The following is a 17,567-nucleotide window of genomic DNA, read 5'->3' as shown; positions in this document are numbered from 1 at the left end:
AGTAAATAGAAGAATAGATAATTATATTGATTTTAAATGTGACATTAGAGATATTATATCAGATATTAATAACAGACCAGTTTCTACTACAATAAATAAAGATAATAAGAAATTAGAAGTAAGAATTTTTTCTGTAAACACTGAAAAATCAGAATTTATATTACTATTAAAAGATTTAACAGAAGAAATTAAATTGTCTAATATGAAAGAAGAGTTAGAAAGTATAAAAATGAGAGAAGAAATAAAAAGAAACTTTTTGTCAAATATCTCTCATGATCTTAAGATACCAATAAATGTAATATATTCTGCAATACAACTTGAAAAAGTTTTAATACAAAATGATGATATTGAAAAATTGAGTATGTACAATGAATTAAGTAAGCAAAATTGCTTTATTTTAACAAAGTTTACTAATAATCTTATTGATATGAGTAAAATAGATTCAGAGAATTTAGAAGCAAATTTAGGTTTAGATAATATAGTAGAATTTATTGAAGATTATTTAAATTCGTTATCTACCTATATAAAAATAGTGGATTAGATATTGTATTTGATACAGAAGAAGAAGAGGAATTCGTATATTTTGATAAAGAGATGATGCAACGAATAATATTAAATTTAGTATCAAACTCATTAAAGTTTACTAAGGAAAAGGGAACTATATTTATAAATATAAAAAGTACTAATAGTTATGTATTGATAGATATAGGTGATAATGGAATAGGGATGAGTGAAGAATTTATAAAAAAGGCTTTTAACAAATATGAAATGGAAAATAGAACAAGGGAAAGTAATTCAACTGGTTTTGGTGTTGGGCTTTTTGTAGTTTATAATTTAGTAAAAGCTCAAAATGGAGATATAAAAATAAATAGTAATATAGGACAAGGAACTATTTTTACTATTAAGTTGTATAGGTAAAGGATGATTGAGAAATAAATGTTAAATGAAAAAATTAATTATAAACATAAGTGTTTAATGTCAAGAGTATTTATCGGTACGCTTATAGGATTGACCTTTATTGATCTAGTTTTTAAAATGACAGATGAGTTTATATTTATAATAAAAATGTTAAATTTTTCTATTTCAATTTTGATTTTTATAATGAGTATAGTTGGTGTTAATAATAAGCAGTTAAAAATACTAAAATATGTAGGAATAGGATACTTCTATATAGCTATAGTAAGGTTTATAGATTTAGAATATATCTTTTCAATAAATAGTATACTTGGCTCTTTATCACTTTTTCAACTTATAACATATTTAGAAGTTTTAAACATGATATCTAGCATTGTATTATTTAAAAAAGGATATTCACCTAAGGTACAAAATATTGTATTTATTACGATTACTCCAATTATATTCGCTTTTGTACAAGCTGAGTATAGTAGTATATCTTCCATAACAGATGTATATAATGCTTATTCAGCAATTATTGCGAATCAAGGGATATTAGCAATATTATTTGGCTTTTTATTATATTATTATAAGAAAAATAAAGTTGATAAAAACTATAAATGGATTGTAGATGTAACGTTAATTATAGTGTTAAATAATATATTTGTTGTTTTAGAAGCTATATTAAATATAGAACTTACATTTCTTATATGGATAGCTAAGCCAATATCATATTTTTTAGTTTATGCCAAAATAGAAGAGATATTGATATCTAGTGTCTATGAAGGAGCTTATGAAAGTTTAAATAGAGCTAAAAAGGTTAAAACCAATTTAAATAAAAGTCTTAAGAGAAGAGAAAAACAGTTAAAAGAATTAAATCTACTCTTAGAAAAAAGTGAAAAAAAATATTATGATGTTGTTAAGGCATTGTCAGATGGATTATTACTTTTTGAAAATGATATTATGGTGTACTCCAATGATTATAAGGAAACAGATTATAATATGGTAAACGAAATAATATATGATTCCAATAAGCTAAAATTAAATAAAATATTAAGCAAGATTACTGGAGAAGAATATCCAGATAATTATGATATTAATGATTTTACTATAGAAGTAGATACAAGAAATGAATATGGAGAAAATAGAAATTTAGAAATTGATCTTGTAAAAATTAATGATAATAAAAAAATTCTAGTATTTAATGATATAACTGAAATAATAAAGCAAAGGGAAGAAATAGTTAAACTTGAAAAAAGGATAAATGATGAAAATATTAAGGACGAGTTTTATTCAAATATTTCTCATGAATTAAGAACTCCAATAAATGTTATATATTCAGCGCTTCAGCTAAATGATATATATTTAAAAAGTGATGAAGTAAATAAAATAAATAAGAACAATAATATAATAAAACAAAATTGCCTAAGGTTAATTAGAACTGTGAATAATTTTATAGATAGTAATAAACTTTCAGAAGGATTTTTAGATATAGAAAAAAGTGTTTATAATATTGTAGATATAATAGAAAATGTTGTTTTATCATGTGACTTTTATATGAAACTTAGAGAAACAAAATTGATTTTTGATCCACAATATGAAGAAATATATTTTTACTGCGATAAAAGTTACATAGAAAGAATAATGTTGAATATATTATCAAATTCCTTAAAGTATGGAAAATACAAGGGTAATATTTATGTAATGGTGAAGATTGAGAATAATGAAATAATAATAGAAGTAATAAATGACGCAGAAGCAATTCCAGTAGATAAAAGAATAGTAATATTCGATAAATTTACTAAAATAAATACATCTTTAAATAGACCATCAGAAGGTAGTGGTTTAGGATTATTTTTAACTAGAGGGTTAGTTGAATTACATGATGGAGAAATAAAAATAGATGCAGGAATAAAGTACGGGAATATTTTCAAGATATCATTCCCATACGATAGTGAGCTTAAAGGCGAAGTTATATCTTTAAATAATAATATAGAGATTAATGAACTAAAAGAGAAAATAGATATAGAGTTTTCAGATATATATTTTTAATTACATAAAAACACTTGTCTATGCATATATAATAATGAATATTTTATAGAGGTGCATAAATGAGAAATAAGGAAAAAAAAACAAATAAAAAATCTAAGGAAAAGAAAATTAAAAAATCTAAAAAAATGAAAAATAAAAAAGATATTGGTTTAAATATATTTAAGGTTAATGGTAATTTTAAATTGATACCTTTAATAATTAATATATTAATTCCAGTAGGAATGGGATTTATTGTAGGATATATTAATAAAAATACTGTTTCTACATATGAGGCTTTAAAAAAACCATTTTTTAGTCCTCCAGCTATTATTTTTCCAATAGTATGGAATATACTATATGTATTAATGGGAATAGCTGCATATAGAATATATATGAAAAATAAAGAAGGTATAAATGACAATGGAGCGTACTTTTTTTATCTAGTTCAATTAATATTTAATTTAATGTGGAGCTTTATATTTTTTACATTTAAGCTATACGCAATTTCATTTTTTTGGATTATAATATTGTTTGTTTTAGTAAGTATAACATTTATTAAATTTATTAAAGCAGATAAAATATCTGCATTTTTAATAGCTCCCTATATGCTATGGCTTATCTTTGCAGGAGTTTTAAATTATTTTATTTGGTTACTTAATGAAATGTAAGTTAATATGTAGTATAATATAAATAAGCCTTCTTTTGAAGGTTTATTTCATTTAGAAAGGAAGTTTTTATGGGGAAAACTTTATTTATAGCAGAAAAACCATCAGTAGCTATGGATTTTGTAAAGCTACTCAATGTTAAGGGGATAAGAAGTAATGGATATATAGAGGGAGAAAAAAGTATTTTTACATGGTGTGTAGGACATATGGTTACAATGAGTTATCCAGAAGCTTATGACGAAAAATTAAAGTTTTGGAATCTGAAAGATTTACCCTTCTTACCTAATGAATATAAATATGAAGTTATTTCTTCAGCTGCAAACCAATTTAATATAGTTAACAGTTTAATGAATAGAAAAGATGTTGATTGTATATATGTATGTACTGACTCAGGAAGAGAAGGAGAATATATTTATAGATTAGTAGATGATATGGCAGGAAAGCCTAATAAAATAAAAAAGAGAGTTTGGATTGACTCTCAGACGGAAGAAGAAATAAGAAGAGGAATAAGAGAGGCGAAATTATTATCAGATTATGATTCTTTAGCTCATTCTGCATATTTAAGAGCTAAAGAGGATTATATATTTGGTATAAACTTCTCTAGATTATTAACTCTTATGTATGGAAAAACAGTTGCTAATGCCTTAAAAAAAGACAAAAATGTAGTAGTAGCAGTTGGAAGAGTAATGACTTGTGTTCTTGGAATGGTTGTTGAGAGAGAAAGAGAAATAAGGAGTTTCAATAAAACATCTTTTTATAAAATATCTGGAGAATTTATAAAGGATAATGATGAAGTTATTATAAAAGGTGATTGGAAATCTATAGAAGGATCTAAATATTTTGAATCTCCAAAGTTGTATAATGAGGTGGGATTTAAAAATAAAGAAGATGCTGAAATATTAATTAAAGATTTAAGAGAGATAGGGTTTGGAGTAGTAAATGAGGTTAAGAAAACAAAAGAAAAGAAGAATGCACCTCTTTTATATAATTTAGCAGAACTTCAAAATGAATGTACCAAAAGGTTCAAAATAAGTCCAGATGAAACTTTAAAAATAGTTCAGGGGTTATATGAGAAAAAGATGGTCACATATCCAAGAACAGATGCTAGAGTATTATCTACAGCTGTAGCTAAAGGAATAAAAAGCAATATAATAAAACTTAGAAATATGCCAATAGGAGATGAGTTAATTAATGTTACATCTGAAATATTGGAAAAAGATTATTCAAAATCTATAATGAAAAGCAAGTATGTAGATGATAGTAAAATTACTGATCACTATGCCATTATACCAACAGGAGAAGGAAAAGATACTTTAAGTAAATTGCCTAGTTTAGATAAGAAAGTTTATTATATTATACTTAGAAGATTTTTATCTATATTTTATCCACCAGCTCAATATAGTAAGATGTCTATTGTCATTTTAGTGGGGAGTGAAAGCTTTATATTAAATAAAAAAATATGTATAGATAAAGGATATTTAATTGTACTTGGAAATGAAAAAGATGAAGAACAAGAATCTTTTCCGGAAAACTTACGCAAAGGTACTAAGTTAAATATAAATGAATTAGAAATAAAAGAGGGTGAAACATCACCTCCAAAGAGATATACAACTGGATCTATGATAATAGCTATGGAAAATGCGGGAAAGTTAATAGAAGATGAAGAATTACGTGAACATATAAAAGGAGCTGGAATAGGAACTTCAGCTACCAGAGCAGAAATACTTAAAAAATTAATAAATATACAATATATACAATCTAACAACAAAACTCAAATTATAACCCCAACTGAGCTTGGAGAAATGATTTATGAAGTTATAAATGTATCTATACCATCACTTCTCAATCCATCTTTAACAGCATCATGGGAAAAAGGATTAAAGATGGTAAATGATAAGGAAATAGAGCCTAAAGAATTTATGATTAAGTTAGAAGCTTATACTAGAAAAAATACTACAAAGGTTTTAAATAATCCTAATATAAGTTTTTTAAACACCAAATTACTAAAAATTAAAAATCAATAAAAATATATAAGCTCAAAGATTATATAAATATTTTATAATCTTTGAGCTTTATTAATGTTACTTAAGAAATATTGATAATATTATATAAAATGCAGGTGCTAGAAAAACTGTCATTATTCCAGCTATTCCAATAGATAGAGAACTCATAGCACCTTCTGTTTCACCAAGTTCTAATGCTTTTGTTGTTCCTACTGCATGTGCAGCAGTTCCTAATGAAATTCCAATTGCAACTCTCTCATTAATTTTAAATAATTTACATAAAATAGGTCCGATTATAGCACCAATTATTCCAGATAAGATTATAGAAAGCACTGTTACAGGAGCTAATCCACCAAGTTGATTTGTAATTTCAATTCCTATAGGTGTGGTAACAGATTTAGAAAGTAAAGATATAGTTATAAGCTTATCCAGTTTAAATATATATCCAAAGAATACTACAGAAAATATGCCCACACTACTACCTAATAGAATACCTATAAATATTGGGATTAAATGTTGTTTTAATAATTGTAACTGCTTATATAAGGGAACAGCCAAAACAACAGTTGCAGGACCTAAAAACATATTTATAAATTGTCCTCCTTTATTATAAACATCAAAATCCACTTTAAATAATATCAGAAATCCAATTATTAATATAATAGAAATCAGTAAAGGGTTAAATAATGGGAATTTAGTTTTTTTATAAATAAAAAGTCCAACTTCAAATGATATTAGTGAAATTACTATTCCGAATAAAATATTTCCAGTTAAAATACTCATTACTTTGATTCATACTCCTTATTAGTTTTTCTTTTTTTGAAGATTCATAACAATTTGAACTGTTAATCCAGTGACTACGATAACTATAGATGTAGTAATAATGCAAAGAAGTATTATTAGTATTAAGCTATCCTTAATCGAATCAAAAGATGTTAGTAAACCTACCCCCGCAGGAACAAAGAAAAAAGCTAGATGATCTAAGAAAAAATTAGACACGGTTTCAACTTTTTCGACTTTTACAATATTACAGCATAATAAAATTAATAATATAATCATACCCAATATATTTCCTGGTATAGGTAAAGAAAGTCCTTTTGAAATAAGTTCTCCAAGTAAGTAAATGCCCAAAATTATTAGAGCTTCCCTAAAAATTTTCATTTTCAAACCTCCTTAAACTATTCAACTAATAATTTATCACTATTAAATAAAGATGTAAATGGAATAATGAAATTTACAAGAAGGATTTTCAGTGTTTAATTCTTTGAAAAGTGCATAATATTGATAATTTAAATTAAAAAATCTTATTTTTTAACAAAATATGTTGTGGTGTCATATTATAAATCATAGTAGAGATTAAAAAAATAAGGAGGTTTAAATGAAAAATAAATTAATAAAAATAGTATCATTAGTAGCCTTAATAGGAATTACAAGCTTTAGCTTTATATCATGTGGAAAAAACAATGAAATTCCTAAAAAAGAATTAACTAAAGTTAGGTTAAATGAAGTAGTTCGTTCAGTTTTTTATGCACCTATGTATGTAGCCATAAATGAAGGGCTATTTGAAGAAGAAGGAATAGAGATAGACTTATCAACAGGTCAAGGCGCAGACAAAACAATGCAGCAACTTTTAAGTAAAAATGTGGATATAGGTTTCTCTGGTCCTGAGCAAGCTATATATATACACAATCAAGGAAGAGAAGATTATCCAGTATTATTTGCACAACTAACCAAAACAGATGGATCATTTTTAGTTGGTAGAGAAGAAAATCCAAATTTCAAATGGGAAGATCTAAAAGGGGTTGAAATAATAGGGGCGAGACCAGGTGGAATGCCACAAATGGCTTTTGAGTATGTGTTAAGAAATCACGGATTAGACCCTAGAAAGGATGTATCATTAGTAACTAATATCGACTTCACAGCAACAGCTGGAGCCTTTAAGTCAGGAGTTGGAGAATATGTTAATTTATTTGAACCAACAGCTTCTATGCTTGAAAAAGAAGGTAGTGGAAAAATAATAGCTTCAATTGGAGAAGCCGTTGGAGATTTACCATATACTTGTTTTTATACAACTAAATCTTATATGGACAAGAACCCTGAAATAGTACAAAAATTTACTAATGCAATATATAAAGGACAAAAGTGGGTTGAAACACATAGTGATGAAGAAGTAGCTAATTCAATAATTTCATTTTTCCCTGGGACTGATAAAGAGATAATAGTCTCAGTTGTTAAAAATTATAGAAAAATAAATGCAATAGCAACTAATCCATCAATTGCAGAAGAAGATTTAAATAGATTAATGGATGTAATAGAAGGTTATGATAGTAGTTTGTTACAAGACAGACCTGAATTTGAGAAGATTGTTAATAATACTTTTGCAGAAGAAGCCGTAAAATCTAAATAAATTTTTAATGGAGCTGTCTTTCTGACAGCCCCAATAAACTTCTTTCTATCAAGATTTACATAAATTAGAAAGGGGGCACAGATTTGAGTTTAATAAATATATCAAATGTGAGTTTAACGTATCATTCTTTAAAAGATGAGACAAAAGCAATAGAAAATTTAAATTTTTCAATAGAAAAAGGAGAATTTGTTAGTATAATAGGTCCATCAGGATGTGGAAAATCAACACTTTTAAATATTATTAGTGGACTTTTAAAACCATCTGAAGGGGATGTATTATATACAGATAAAGATATAAAAAATAGATTAGATAAAATGGGATACATGTTTCAAAAAGATTATTTATTTGAATGGCTTTCAGTAAGAAGCAATGTATTATTAGGGTTAAAGATTAAAGGCTTAGATAGCAAAGAAAATATAGATAGAGCAGATAGGTTGTTAGAAAATTATCAGTTATCAAAGTTTAAAGACCATAAACCAACAGAGCTTTCCGGAGGAATGAGGCAAAGGGTTGCTCTTATTAGAACTCTTGCGCTAAATCCAGATGTACTTCTTTTAGATGAGCCTTTTTCAGCTTTAGACTATCAGACAAGACTTAAAGTTTGTGATGATGTGAAAAGCATAATAAAAAGAGAAGGAAAAACAGCAATTATGGTTACACATGATTTAGGAGAAGCGATAGCAATTTCAAATAGAATAATAATCCTTACTAAAAGGCCAGCAAACTTAAAATTAGATGTGAAGATAAACTTTAAGAATACTGAAGCAACTCCATTTCAAAGGAGAAAAGAGCCAGAGTTTAACGAGTACTTTAATTTATTATGGAAGGAGCTTGATGCAGTAAATGAGTAAAGAACATGAAAATTATATAAAAAAAATAAAAAGAGATAGAATAAAAGTAGCTATATTTAGAATAGCCATATTAGTAGTATTCATTGCTTTATGGGAAGTTGCAGCAAGATTAAAGTGGATAGATCCTTTTTTAACATCGAGCCCTACTAGAATAATTAATTCATTTTTATCTTTTGTAAAAGAAGGAACACTTTTAAAGCATATATTAGTAACCTGTTATGAAACTGTATTAGGTTTTATGTTAGGAACATTACTTGGAGCCTTTATAGCTATTATATTATGGTCATCCCCTTTTACATCAAAAGTTTTAGATCCATACTTAGTAGTGCTAAATGCATTGCCAAAGGTTGCACTTGCACCAATTGTAATATTTTGGGTGGGTAATGGGATGACAGCTATAATAGTAATAGCGCTTCTTATTTCAATAGTAACAACAATAATAACAGTTTTAACTGGATTTAATGAAGTTGATAAGGGAAAACTAAAGCTTATGCAAACACTTCAAGCAACAAAATTTCAAACATTAAAATATCTTGTATTTCCAGCTAATATCCAGGTTTTAATTTCTGCACTTAAAATAAATGTTGGATTATCCTGGGTAGGTGTAATTATGGGTGAATTTTTAGTTGCAAGAGAAGGCTTAGGATTCTTAATAGTATATGGTGGTCAAATTTCACAGTTAGATATGGTTATGATGAGTATAGTAATTCTTTCTATAATAGCCTTTGTTATGTATAAAGTTGTTTCGAGATTAGAAGAAAAATTAAAGAATATTAATTAATGTTGATTTTAAAAAGCTAATAGTAGTATATATTATTAGCTTTTTAAATTTAATTTTAATATGTTGTTAGCACTAAATTTTTACATTTTTATTTAATTTACTTAAAAAAAAGTTAGTTAATGGGGAATTTTTGTAAATATTTCAATTGTAAATATTAAAAAAATCTGCTAAAATGTATATTAGCTTATAATTATGTAGATTAAATGAAAAGGTGGAGAGAGTCATGAATGAAATAAAAAAACTTTTTTCTACTACAAAAAAGTATCTGAAATCGTTTTTTAGAAAACTTAGCAAAGTAATTAATAGGACAAGTGCTAATTTAATAGATAAATATAGAAAAGCTAATAAAAAGAATAAGTATGTAGAACCTATTGTCATTATAGGGGGCTCATGTATCATAACACTTATTATGATACTATGTATAAAAGGATTTACCACAGTTGAAGAAGTTGACATAACCCAAAATAGAGCTGAATATCTATATTATGAAAATAAATATGATGAAGCAATAGAAGAATATAATAAAATGCAAAAAGATGATAATTGGCCAATATGGACAGTTAAGGCTGCTGATATATATTCCTTAAAAGGGGATGTTAAGAAATCAAGTTCTCTTCTAAAGGAATCAATTATAAAGAGAGATAGAATAATAAAAGAAGAGGGCTTTGATAAGTATAGGGATAAAGATATAGAACTAATTAATTCAATGCTATTTACTTTTATTATGAATAAAGAATATGATGAAGCTATTTCATTTGGAGAGAAATACATAAATGACTATGGTTCTAATAAAGATATATTAAAAACTTTATTTTCAGCTTATATAGCTAATAATCATATATACAAAGCAGAAGGATTAACAGAAAATTATCCTTTGGATAAAAATTCTTCTTATGATATATGTATTTTGTCTAATATGAATATGCTAATAAATAGATGGGAAAATGGATTAGAATTATTAAAAGATGCATGGAATTTAGATAGAAATGAAATGAAAATATATGATGTTATAGACGATATGTATTCATTTGATAAAGATATGTTAATTAAATCTATAGAGAAAAAAATAGAAGCAAATCCAGAAGAAGCAGCATATAAAATGATGTTAGCAAAAGCATATTCTATTTCTAAAGAGAATATAGGAAAAGCTGAAGAATTAATTATAAAATTAGAAGATGAAAATATAAATGGAATATCAACAGATTATATAAATTTTGAAATATGCAAAAACTCTAATAGAAAATCAGAGGCAGAAGATTATTTAGATGATGCTGTAAGAAAAGCAAGTAATGAGAAAAAAGATTCATATATAGAGTATTATTTATCTTCATTAAGATCTTTTTACAATGAGAAATATGATGAAGCCTTTAATCTAGCTAAAAAGAGTATAGTTAAAAATAATAATTACCCTAACAGTTATGGAAGTTTGATTACAGATATATTATTAAAAAAGGGAAATATTAAACCAACTGAAGCGTATTTTAGGACAGCAATGCAAAAAGAGCCTTATAATTATGAAACAATAATGAGAATAGCTAATTATTATTCTAATTATGAGTCAAACAATGAAAAAGCAAGAGATTATTATTCATTAGCATTAAATATAAAAGTAGATAATAGTAAATTATATTACAAATTGGCTAGGCTAGATATAATTGATGAAAAATGGGATGATGCAGCATTAAATTTGAAAGAAGCTATAAAGATAGAAAAAGATAATCAGGAATATTATAGAACTTTAGGAGCTGTATATTTAACCCAAGGAAATAATGAAGAAGGAATCAACTTAATACGTGAAGCTTATGCAATGAATGAGAAAGATGTAATTTCCCTAAATAATGCTGGATGGTACTATTTAATGGTAGAAAAAGACATAGCAAGAGGATATGAAAATATAAAGGCGGCTTATGAGGAAATTTCTACAACTATGGATGAAGCAACTAAAAATACCATTGTAGGAAATTATAATAAATCAAAAGAAATTTATGAACAATTCTTAAAAGATAGTTCACAGGACTTTAAATTATCAGGAATAAAGTTAGTTTACTAAAAAGTGCCTAAGGGCACTTTTTTCTATTAAAAATTTATAAAAAGTAGTTTATATGGTAAACTTTTATAAATTCATTCTTTCAGTTTTTGAGTTAATATATGTAAATTTGTGGTGAATTGGAAAAAAGTCAGGTCATAAGCAAATTTAGATATATCCACTTTTTTATAGAAAAGTGGTGTATTTTCTGATAGTATTATATTAATAACTAATTTATGGAGGGATTTATTTGAAAAAATCTAAAAGCTTTATTCGATTGATTGTTGTAGGATTAATAATTGCCTTAGGAATTATATTTATTTTTAAGATAAATAATAAAAGTGAAATTATTATAAAAAAATGGGATAATATATATAACGAAAATAATATTATATTTTTTATGGAGATGAAGATGATGAAAAAATAAAAATATTAAAACAAATGTATAGCATAGAAGAGAAGTTAGATGGAGAAAAAGATAAATTAAAAAAGCCATTAAGGTATCGGAGATCTTAAATGAAATTATAACATTTGATGATATTTCCAGTTCTCAAGGAATAAATGGATATGATATATTAAAAGAAAAAGGCGACTCAAAAAAGCATCAGCTAGAGATCTTGGAATAATATATAGAGATTTCCTTGAAAGTGTTGGATATACTGCAAGACTTGGAGTATTTAAGAGAACAGATACAAATTTTAATAAACAAAAGGCCTATTATGTAGTTGAATATTGGAGTAAAGAAGATAATAAGTGGATAATGATAGATTTTATAGATAGAGGATACTTTGATGAAAAGGGTTTTCCTTGTAGTGCTATGGAACTTTTAGATATAGATATAAGAAATTTAAATTATACAGGTAATAGTAATAGAAGTGATTATATACCAATGTTGAAAAAAGTATTGTACACATACACTATAAACATAGACAATACCACGGATATGAAAAAAAGTAATAGTTATATAACTTATATTAAAAGTGAGAATGATATAAATATTAAATTTAAAGGAAGTTATATTCCACCTACAGTATTTACACAAAATAAAGAGTTAATGAATAGAAATCCTATTGACACTACATATATAGAAGATGAAAAATCGTATATTATTTTAATGAAAAAACAAGAAGAGCAAGAGGAACCTAAACAAGATAAAGAAGAAAACTTTATAGTTGGAGCCTTTAAAAATGGAAAAATAGTTGATGAATATTATATAAGAGAAAATAATAAAGAGTTTAAAAAAGTAAAAAAATATTCAGATTTAATATTATCAAAAGGAGTTAATACAATAGAAATTTCTTTGGATGGTGAAAATATAGAAAGTAGCATAGAAATAGAGTGGTAATAGCAAATGAATTTAAAAATTGTACTTATCTTTTGATTTCTTTAATATAATTTTAAGATTTAATAGTAGATAATGAATAGACAGCTTGGAATTATAAAGGTATAATAGGATTTGTTGTAAATAAAACAGGTCTTAAAGGGAGGAAAAAGAATGAGTTTAGATTTTATCTATATAATTAAGGCTATAGTGATAGCTGTAGTAGAAGGTCTTACAGAATTTGTACCAGTTTCATCCACTGGACATATGATCTTAGTTGGAAGTTTAATAGGATTTAGATCAGGAGCAGTTGGAGCAGAAGAATTTGCCAAAATGTTTGAAGTAGTTATTCAGCTAGGAGCAATATTGGCGGTGGTAGTATTATATTGGAATAAACTTTGGAAAGCTGTAGTTGAATTTTTTACATATATATTTACATTAGGTAAAAAAGGGCACTCAGGTTTTAAGTTTGGAATAAATGTAATAATAGGATCCATTCCAGCTTTAATTGTAGGAGTAACTTTATACGATAAAATAAAAGGCTTATTTAAACCGTCAGCAGTTGTAGTTGGATTCATAGTTGGAGGTATATTATTAATTATAATAGAGAATATATACAGGAATAAGGCTTCAAAAAGAAGAAGTTATCAAACTATGGATGTTTTTGATTTAACTCCAATACAAGCATTAAAGGTTGGACTTTTTCAAATTTTAGCAATGTGGCCAGGAATGTCAAGAAGTGCATCAACAATAATGGGTGGATGGATTGCAGGCCTTTCAACTCCAGTAGCGGCAGAATTCTCATTCTTTTTAGCAATTCCAGCTATGGTAGGCTCATCAATTATGGATTTATCTAATTTTGATTTTTCAATAATGAATTCTACATATGTAGTTGCATTGATTGTTGGCTTCATAGTAGCATTTATAGTGGCATTAATAGTTATGGATATGTTTGTAAGCTACCTAAAGAAGAAACCAATGAGAATATTTGCTATTTATAGAATTATTGCAGGTATTGTTTTATTAGCATTATCTGTTGCAGGAATAGTAACTTTAACAATATAATAAGTAGGACTAATAATTATCTTTTTAAATTATTAGTCCTATTTATTATATTTATAAGATATTTTTTAATATTTTTTTATTTCGATTTCCAAAGCATTTTTTAAATACTCAATTTTTTTACTATAATCTTTAGATTTATTTGTTAAATTAGATTGAATCATATTTACTTTAGACTGTAAATTTCTTGTGGAATCTAAAGCAGAATTTATTTTACCTTGAATAAAATAATCAGTAAAAAAGTTGTCAAAAATATAATCCATTATTCCATCGAAGCTATTAAGATTTAATGAAATACTAATTTCATCACTTAGATCAGAGAGTTCAGTATTATATCTATTTAGCATAATTTTAATATCATTAATTGATTTTGAGGCATCTTCCATTTTAGAGCGTTTAGCCATTGTGGCTAAGAAATCTCCGCCTAGCATATCATAAATTCCCCAATTTTGAGCACTATTTAAATGGGAAATAGCTTCATCTATATAAGGGACAAGCTTATTCCCTTCAAAAATAGCTTCTTGAATTTCCTTTAGATTTAAAGAAGCAGATTTCATTTTGTCTAAAAGTAAAGAAATTTCTTTACTACTTTCATTATTTAAATTTAAAATATACTGGGAAGATGTATTTAAAAGATTTTCATGTTTTAAATCTATATCTCCAAGTTCAGAAATATTATTTAATATTTTTTTCTTATCTGATGCAAGTCTATTTAAATAATCCTCACATTCTAAAAATTTTGCTTGAGCTTGTAAGAATTCAATCTTTTCCTCTGACAATTTTTCATCTAGAGAACCTTTAATTTTATAATAAATATAACTTAAACTAAATGATTCTAAATTAGAAACATCCTTTTCTTCTTTAGATAATATCTTTTTCAATTCTTTTAATGATGTGTTTGTTTTAGTAATTTCTAAATCGATATTAGAAAGCTTTGTTTTTAGTTTTTTTAAAGTATTTTTATCTTCTTCAAGTTTTAAAAATTCTTCGTTAAAGTTAAGCATAAATAATCCCCCTCATTCAAAATAAATATAATCATATTATAAGGTAATGCATACCTTATATCAAGACTTTTGATAATTTTTATATAAATTAAAAGATAATTAGATAAAAATTACCAAAATGAAAAAAATTATTAAAAATATAATTATTCTACTTTTCAGCATAAAATCTTTATGCTATCATTAAGTAAGAGAGTAAATAACATTTTGAAAACAATTGCATAAACAACATTTAAAGTTGTTAAATTTTTTTAAAATGAATTAACAGAAAATTTTAAATGTATAGTCAATTTAAAAGTTACTGAAGGAGTAGGGGGAATTTTAAATGTCACAACAAATTAAGAAAATAGCGTTACTAACAGGTGGTGGAGATTGTCCAGGATTAAATGCAGTTATAAGAGCGGTAACACGAACAGCAATATTAAACTATGGAATGGAAGTAATAGGTTATAAGTTTGGATACAGAGGATTGTATAATAATGATTTCGTACCTCTAACTTTAGAAAGTGTATCAGGTATTCTTCATAGGGGAGGAACTATATTATATAGCTCAAATAAAGACAACTTATTTGATTATTTAGTAGAAGAAAATGGATCTATGATAAAAAAAGATGTATCAGATGTAGGTGTAGAAAACCTAAAAAAAGAAGGAGTAGATGTATTAGTTGTAATAGGAGGAGATGGTACTTTAACATCAGCAAGAGATTTTGCAAGAAAAGGTGTTAAAGTAATAGGTGTGCCAAAAACCATTGATAATGATTTAGCGTCAACAGATGTAACTTTTGGATTTAATACAGCTATAGATGTAGCTACAGAAGCTTTAGATAGACTTCATACTACAGCAGAATCTCATCATAGAGTAATGATTTGTGAAGTTATGGGTAGAGGTGCAGGTTGGATAGCATTAGAATCTGGGATTGCAGGTTCTGCAGATGTTATATTATTGCCAGAAATCCCTTATGATATAAATAAAATCGCAGATAAGGTTAAGGAAAGAGAAGCAGAAGGAAAAAGATTTAGTATAGTAGTAGTAGCGGAAGGTGCAAAGCCAAAAGACGGGGATGTAGTAGTTGCTAAAATAGTTGCAGATAGCCCAGATCCAATTAGACTTGGAGGAATAGGAAATAAATTAGCAGGTGATTTAGAAAAAGTATTACCAGACAAAGAAATAAGATGTACAGTTCTTGGACATATTCAAAGAGGTGGAATAACGTCAACATATGATAGAATTTTATCAACCAGATATGGAGTTGGAGCAGTAGAACTAATTAATGAAGGTAAATTTGGTGATATGGTTTGTCTTAAAGATGGGAAAATATCTAGTGATAGCTTAGAAAATGTTATAGGACAAAAATCAAAATTAGTTGATCCAAATGGAGAATTAGTAAAAATTGCGAAAAAAATAGGAATTTCTTTTGCCGATTAAGTAGAAAATAAGTGGTAGAGAGTTAAACTCTACCACTATTTTTAATATTAAAAATGAATAAAAACTAAATAAAAGTTATATAAACTTTTATTTGATACTTCAAAATTTTCTGACAATATGATATAATTTTAATAGGCAGAGATTACAGGAAAGAAAGCTGGAGGGTATTATGAAAGAAATAAAGAAATATTTAGAATCAAGAATTGGGACATATGGATTTTTCTTTGAGGATTTGAAGAGTGGATATATCTATGGGTACAATGAAAACGTTCAAATGGTAGCAGCAGGTTGTATGAAGTTGCCTATAGCTGTATCATTAATAAAAGCAGTAGAAGATAAAAAGATAGATTTTCTAGATAAAATTAGAATAGATGGAAAAGATAAGGTCTTTGGAACTGGAATAATTCATGAGTTTAATGAAAGAGAATATACTGTCTTCGAATTACTTGTTGCAATGTTAATTCAAAGCGATAACACTGCTGCAAACAAAATAATAGATATAGTAGGAATGGATAAAATAAATAAAAACATAGAAGAAATGGGATTGAAAAATACAGTATTAAATAGAAAAACCACTGATGAGAGAAAAGTAAAAAATGAAGTTGAAAATATAACATGTGCACTAGATCTTGCAAAGGTATGGAGACATTTATACAATTCAACATATTTAAGTAAAGAAAATAGTCAAATGTTAATAGATATTTTAACAAGGCAGCAAATAAAGAATAAATTAGCATTGTATATTCCAGATGACTTAAAATATGAAATTTCTAGCAAAACTGGTGACAAAAATGGTGTGGAAAATGATACGGAATTGATTAGGCTATCAAAAGGAAACTTCACATTCACACTATTATCTATGGGGATTCCTAATAGTGTTTATGGAACTGTTACTTTAGCTAAGTGTGGAAAGATGATGTGGGATAATGTTATGAATAATTGGCATTAAGTCAATAAATTTATATATGAAATGTTAAGAAAAGTATTATCTAGTAGAATTAAAAAATAATAATTTTTCAAATAAAAATTAGGATAGTTATATAATTATCCTAATTTTATTTAGAATAATAAGTCAAGTATGGGGTAACATAATTCTGAA

Annotated in this window: 17 protein-coding genes; 14 read left to right on the top strand and 3 right to left on the bottom strand. The window is 26.3% G+C overall.

The features are described 5' to 3' along the window. From A500_RS19655 to A500_RS15255, 5 genes are all read left to right on the top strand, one after another. Positions 1-541, top strand: a 541-nt coding sequence (locus tag A500_RS19655; RefSeq protein ID WP_341349961.1) for a histidine kinase dimerization/phospho-acceptor domain-containing protein, incomplete at its 5' end; no start/stop codon positions are given. Between the two features lie 53 nt (positions 542-594). After that, complete coding sequence (locus tag A500_RS19650) at positions 595-918, top strand: sensor histidine kinase (RefSeq protein ID WP_051993175.1); 324 nt, start codon at positions 595-597, stop codon at positions 916-918. 57 nt (positions 919-975) lie between these two features. Next, positions 976-2,946: a sensor histidine kinase gene (locus A500_RS15265; RefSeq protein ID WP_242835153.1), complete on the top strand. Its 1,971-nt coding sequence runs from the start codon at positions 976-978 to the stop codon at positions 2,944-2,946. Between the two features lie 59 nt (positions 2,947-3,005). Further along, entirely contained in the window at positions 3,006-3,593 is a 588-nt protein-coding gene (locus A500_RS15260) for a TspO/MBR family protein (protein ID WP_016208466.1), read from the top strand. A gap of 68 nt (positions 3,594-3,661) precedes the next feature. Next, complete coding sequence (locus A500_RS15255; protein WP_016208465.1) at positions 3,662-5,614, top strand: DNA topoisomerase; 1,953 nt, start codon at positions 3,662-3,664, stop codon at positions 5,612-5,614. Positions 5,615-5,671: 57 nt separating this feature from the next. Here the strand turns inward: A500_RS15255 and A500_RS15250 are convergent, their stop codons facing one another. Together A500_RS15250 and A500_RS15245 are read right to left on the bottom strand one after the other, a co-directional pair. Then, positions 5,672-6,376 (bottom strand): LrgB family protein, encoded by a 705-nt coding sequence (locus A500_RS15250; protein ID WP_016208464.1) that lies wholly within the window; start codon positions 6,374-6,376, stop codon positions 5,672-5,674. Between the two features lie 21 nt (positions 6,377-6,397). After that, positions 6,398-6,754, bottom strand: a complete 357-nt coding sequence (locus tag A500_RS15245) for a CidA/LrgA family protein (RefSeq protein WP_016208463.1) — start codon at positions 6,752-6,754, stop codon at positions 6,398-6,400. A gap of 217 nt (positions 6,755-6,971) precedes the next feature. On the opposite strand from A500_RS15245, the gene A500_RS15240 reads away from it, so the two are divergent. From A500_RS15240 to A500_RS15215, 7 genes are all read left to right on the top strand, one after another. Then, positions 6,972-8,000 (top strand): ABC transporter substrate-binding protein, encoded by a 1,029-nt coding sequence (locus A500_RS15240; RefSeq protein ID WP_016208462.1) that lies wholly within the window; start codon positions 6,972-6,974, stop codon positions 7,998-8,000. An 83-nt stretch (positions 8,001-8,083) separates the two neighbouring features. Beyond that, a complete protein-coding gene (locus A500_RS15235) occupies positions 8,084-8,851 on the top strand; it encodes an ABC transporter ATP-binding protein (RefSeq protein WP_016208461.1) in 768 nt (255 codons plus the stop codon). Further along, positions 8,844-9,632 (top strand): ABC transporter permease, encoded by a 789-nt coding sequence (locus A500_RS15230; protein ID WP_016208460.1) that lies wholly within the window; start codon positions 8,844-8,846, stop codon positions 9,630-9,632. Before A500_RS15235 ends, A500_RS15230 begins: the two co-directional genes overlap by 8 nt. Before the next feature lie 223 nt (positions 9,633-9,855). Further along, positions 9,856-11,682, top strand: coding sequence for a tetratricopeptide repeat protein (locus A500_RS15225; RefSeq protein ID WP_016208459.1), 1,827 nt, complete (start codon positions 9,856-9,858; stop codon positions 11,680-11,682). A gap of 226 nt (positions 11,683-11,908) precedes the next feature. Further along, positions 11,909-12,085, top strand: a complete 177-nt coding sequence (locus tag A500_RS20490; RefSeq protein WP_157453673.1) for a hypothetical protein — start codon at positions 11,909-11,911, stop codon at positions 12,083-12,085. Positions 12,086-12,418: 333 nt separating this feature from the next. After that, positions 12,419-13,003: a hypothetical protein gene (locus A500_RS19645; RefSeq protein ID WP_016208458.1), complete on the top strand. Its 585-nt coding sequence runs from the start codon at positions 12,419-12,421 to the stop codon at positions 13,001-13,003. Positions 13,004-13,153: 150 nt separating this feature from the next. Beyond that, a complete protein-coding gene (locus tag A500_RS15215) occupies positions 13,154-14,044 on the top strand; it encodes an undecaprenyl-diphosphate phosphatase (protein WP_016208457.1) in 891 nt (296 codons plus the stop codon). A 65-nt stretch (positions 14,045-14,109) separates the two neighbouring features. On the opposite strand, the gene A500_RS15210 is transcribed toward A500_RS15215, so the two are convergent. Then, positions 14,110-15,045, bottom strand: coding sequence for a hypothetical protein (locus tag A500_RS15210; RefSeq protein WP_016208456.1), 936 nt, complete (start codon positions 15,043-15,045; stop codon positions 14,110-14,112). Between the two features lie 322 nt (positions 15,046-15,367). Here A500_RS15210 and A500_RS15205 point away from each other — a divergent pair, with 322 nt between their 5' ends. Continuing rightward, entirely contained in the window at positions 15,368-16,468 is a 1,101-nt protein-coding gene (locus tag A500_RS15205; protein ID WP_016208455.1) for a 6-phosphofructokinase, read from the top strand. A gap of 169 nt (positions 16,469-16,637) precedes the next feature. Next, on the top strand, positions 16,638-17,417 hold the full coding sequence (locus A500_RS15200) for a serine hydrolase (protein ID WP_016208454.1): 780 nt from the start codon (positions 16,638-16,640) through the stop codon (positions 17,415-17,417). Positions 17,418-17,567 lie beyond the last annotated feature (150 nt).

It is taken from the genome of Clostridium sartagoforme AAU1, from assembly GCF_000401215.1.
Taxonomy (GTDB): Bacteria; Bacillota; Clostridia; order Clostridiales; family Clostridiaceae; genus Clostridium; species Clostridium sartagoforme.
This window is presented reverse-complemented; position numbering and strand designations above follow the sequence as displayed.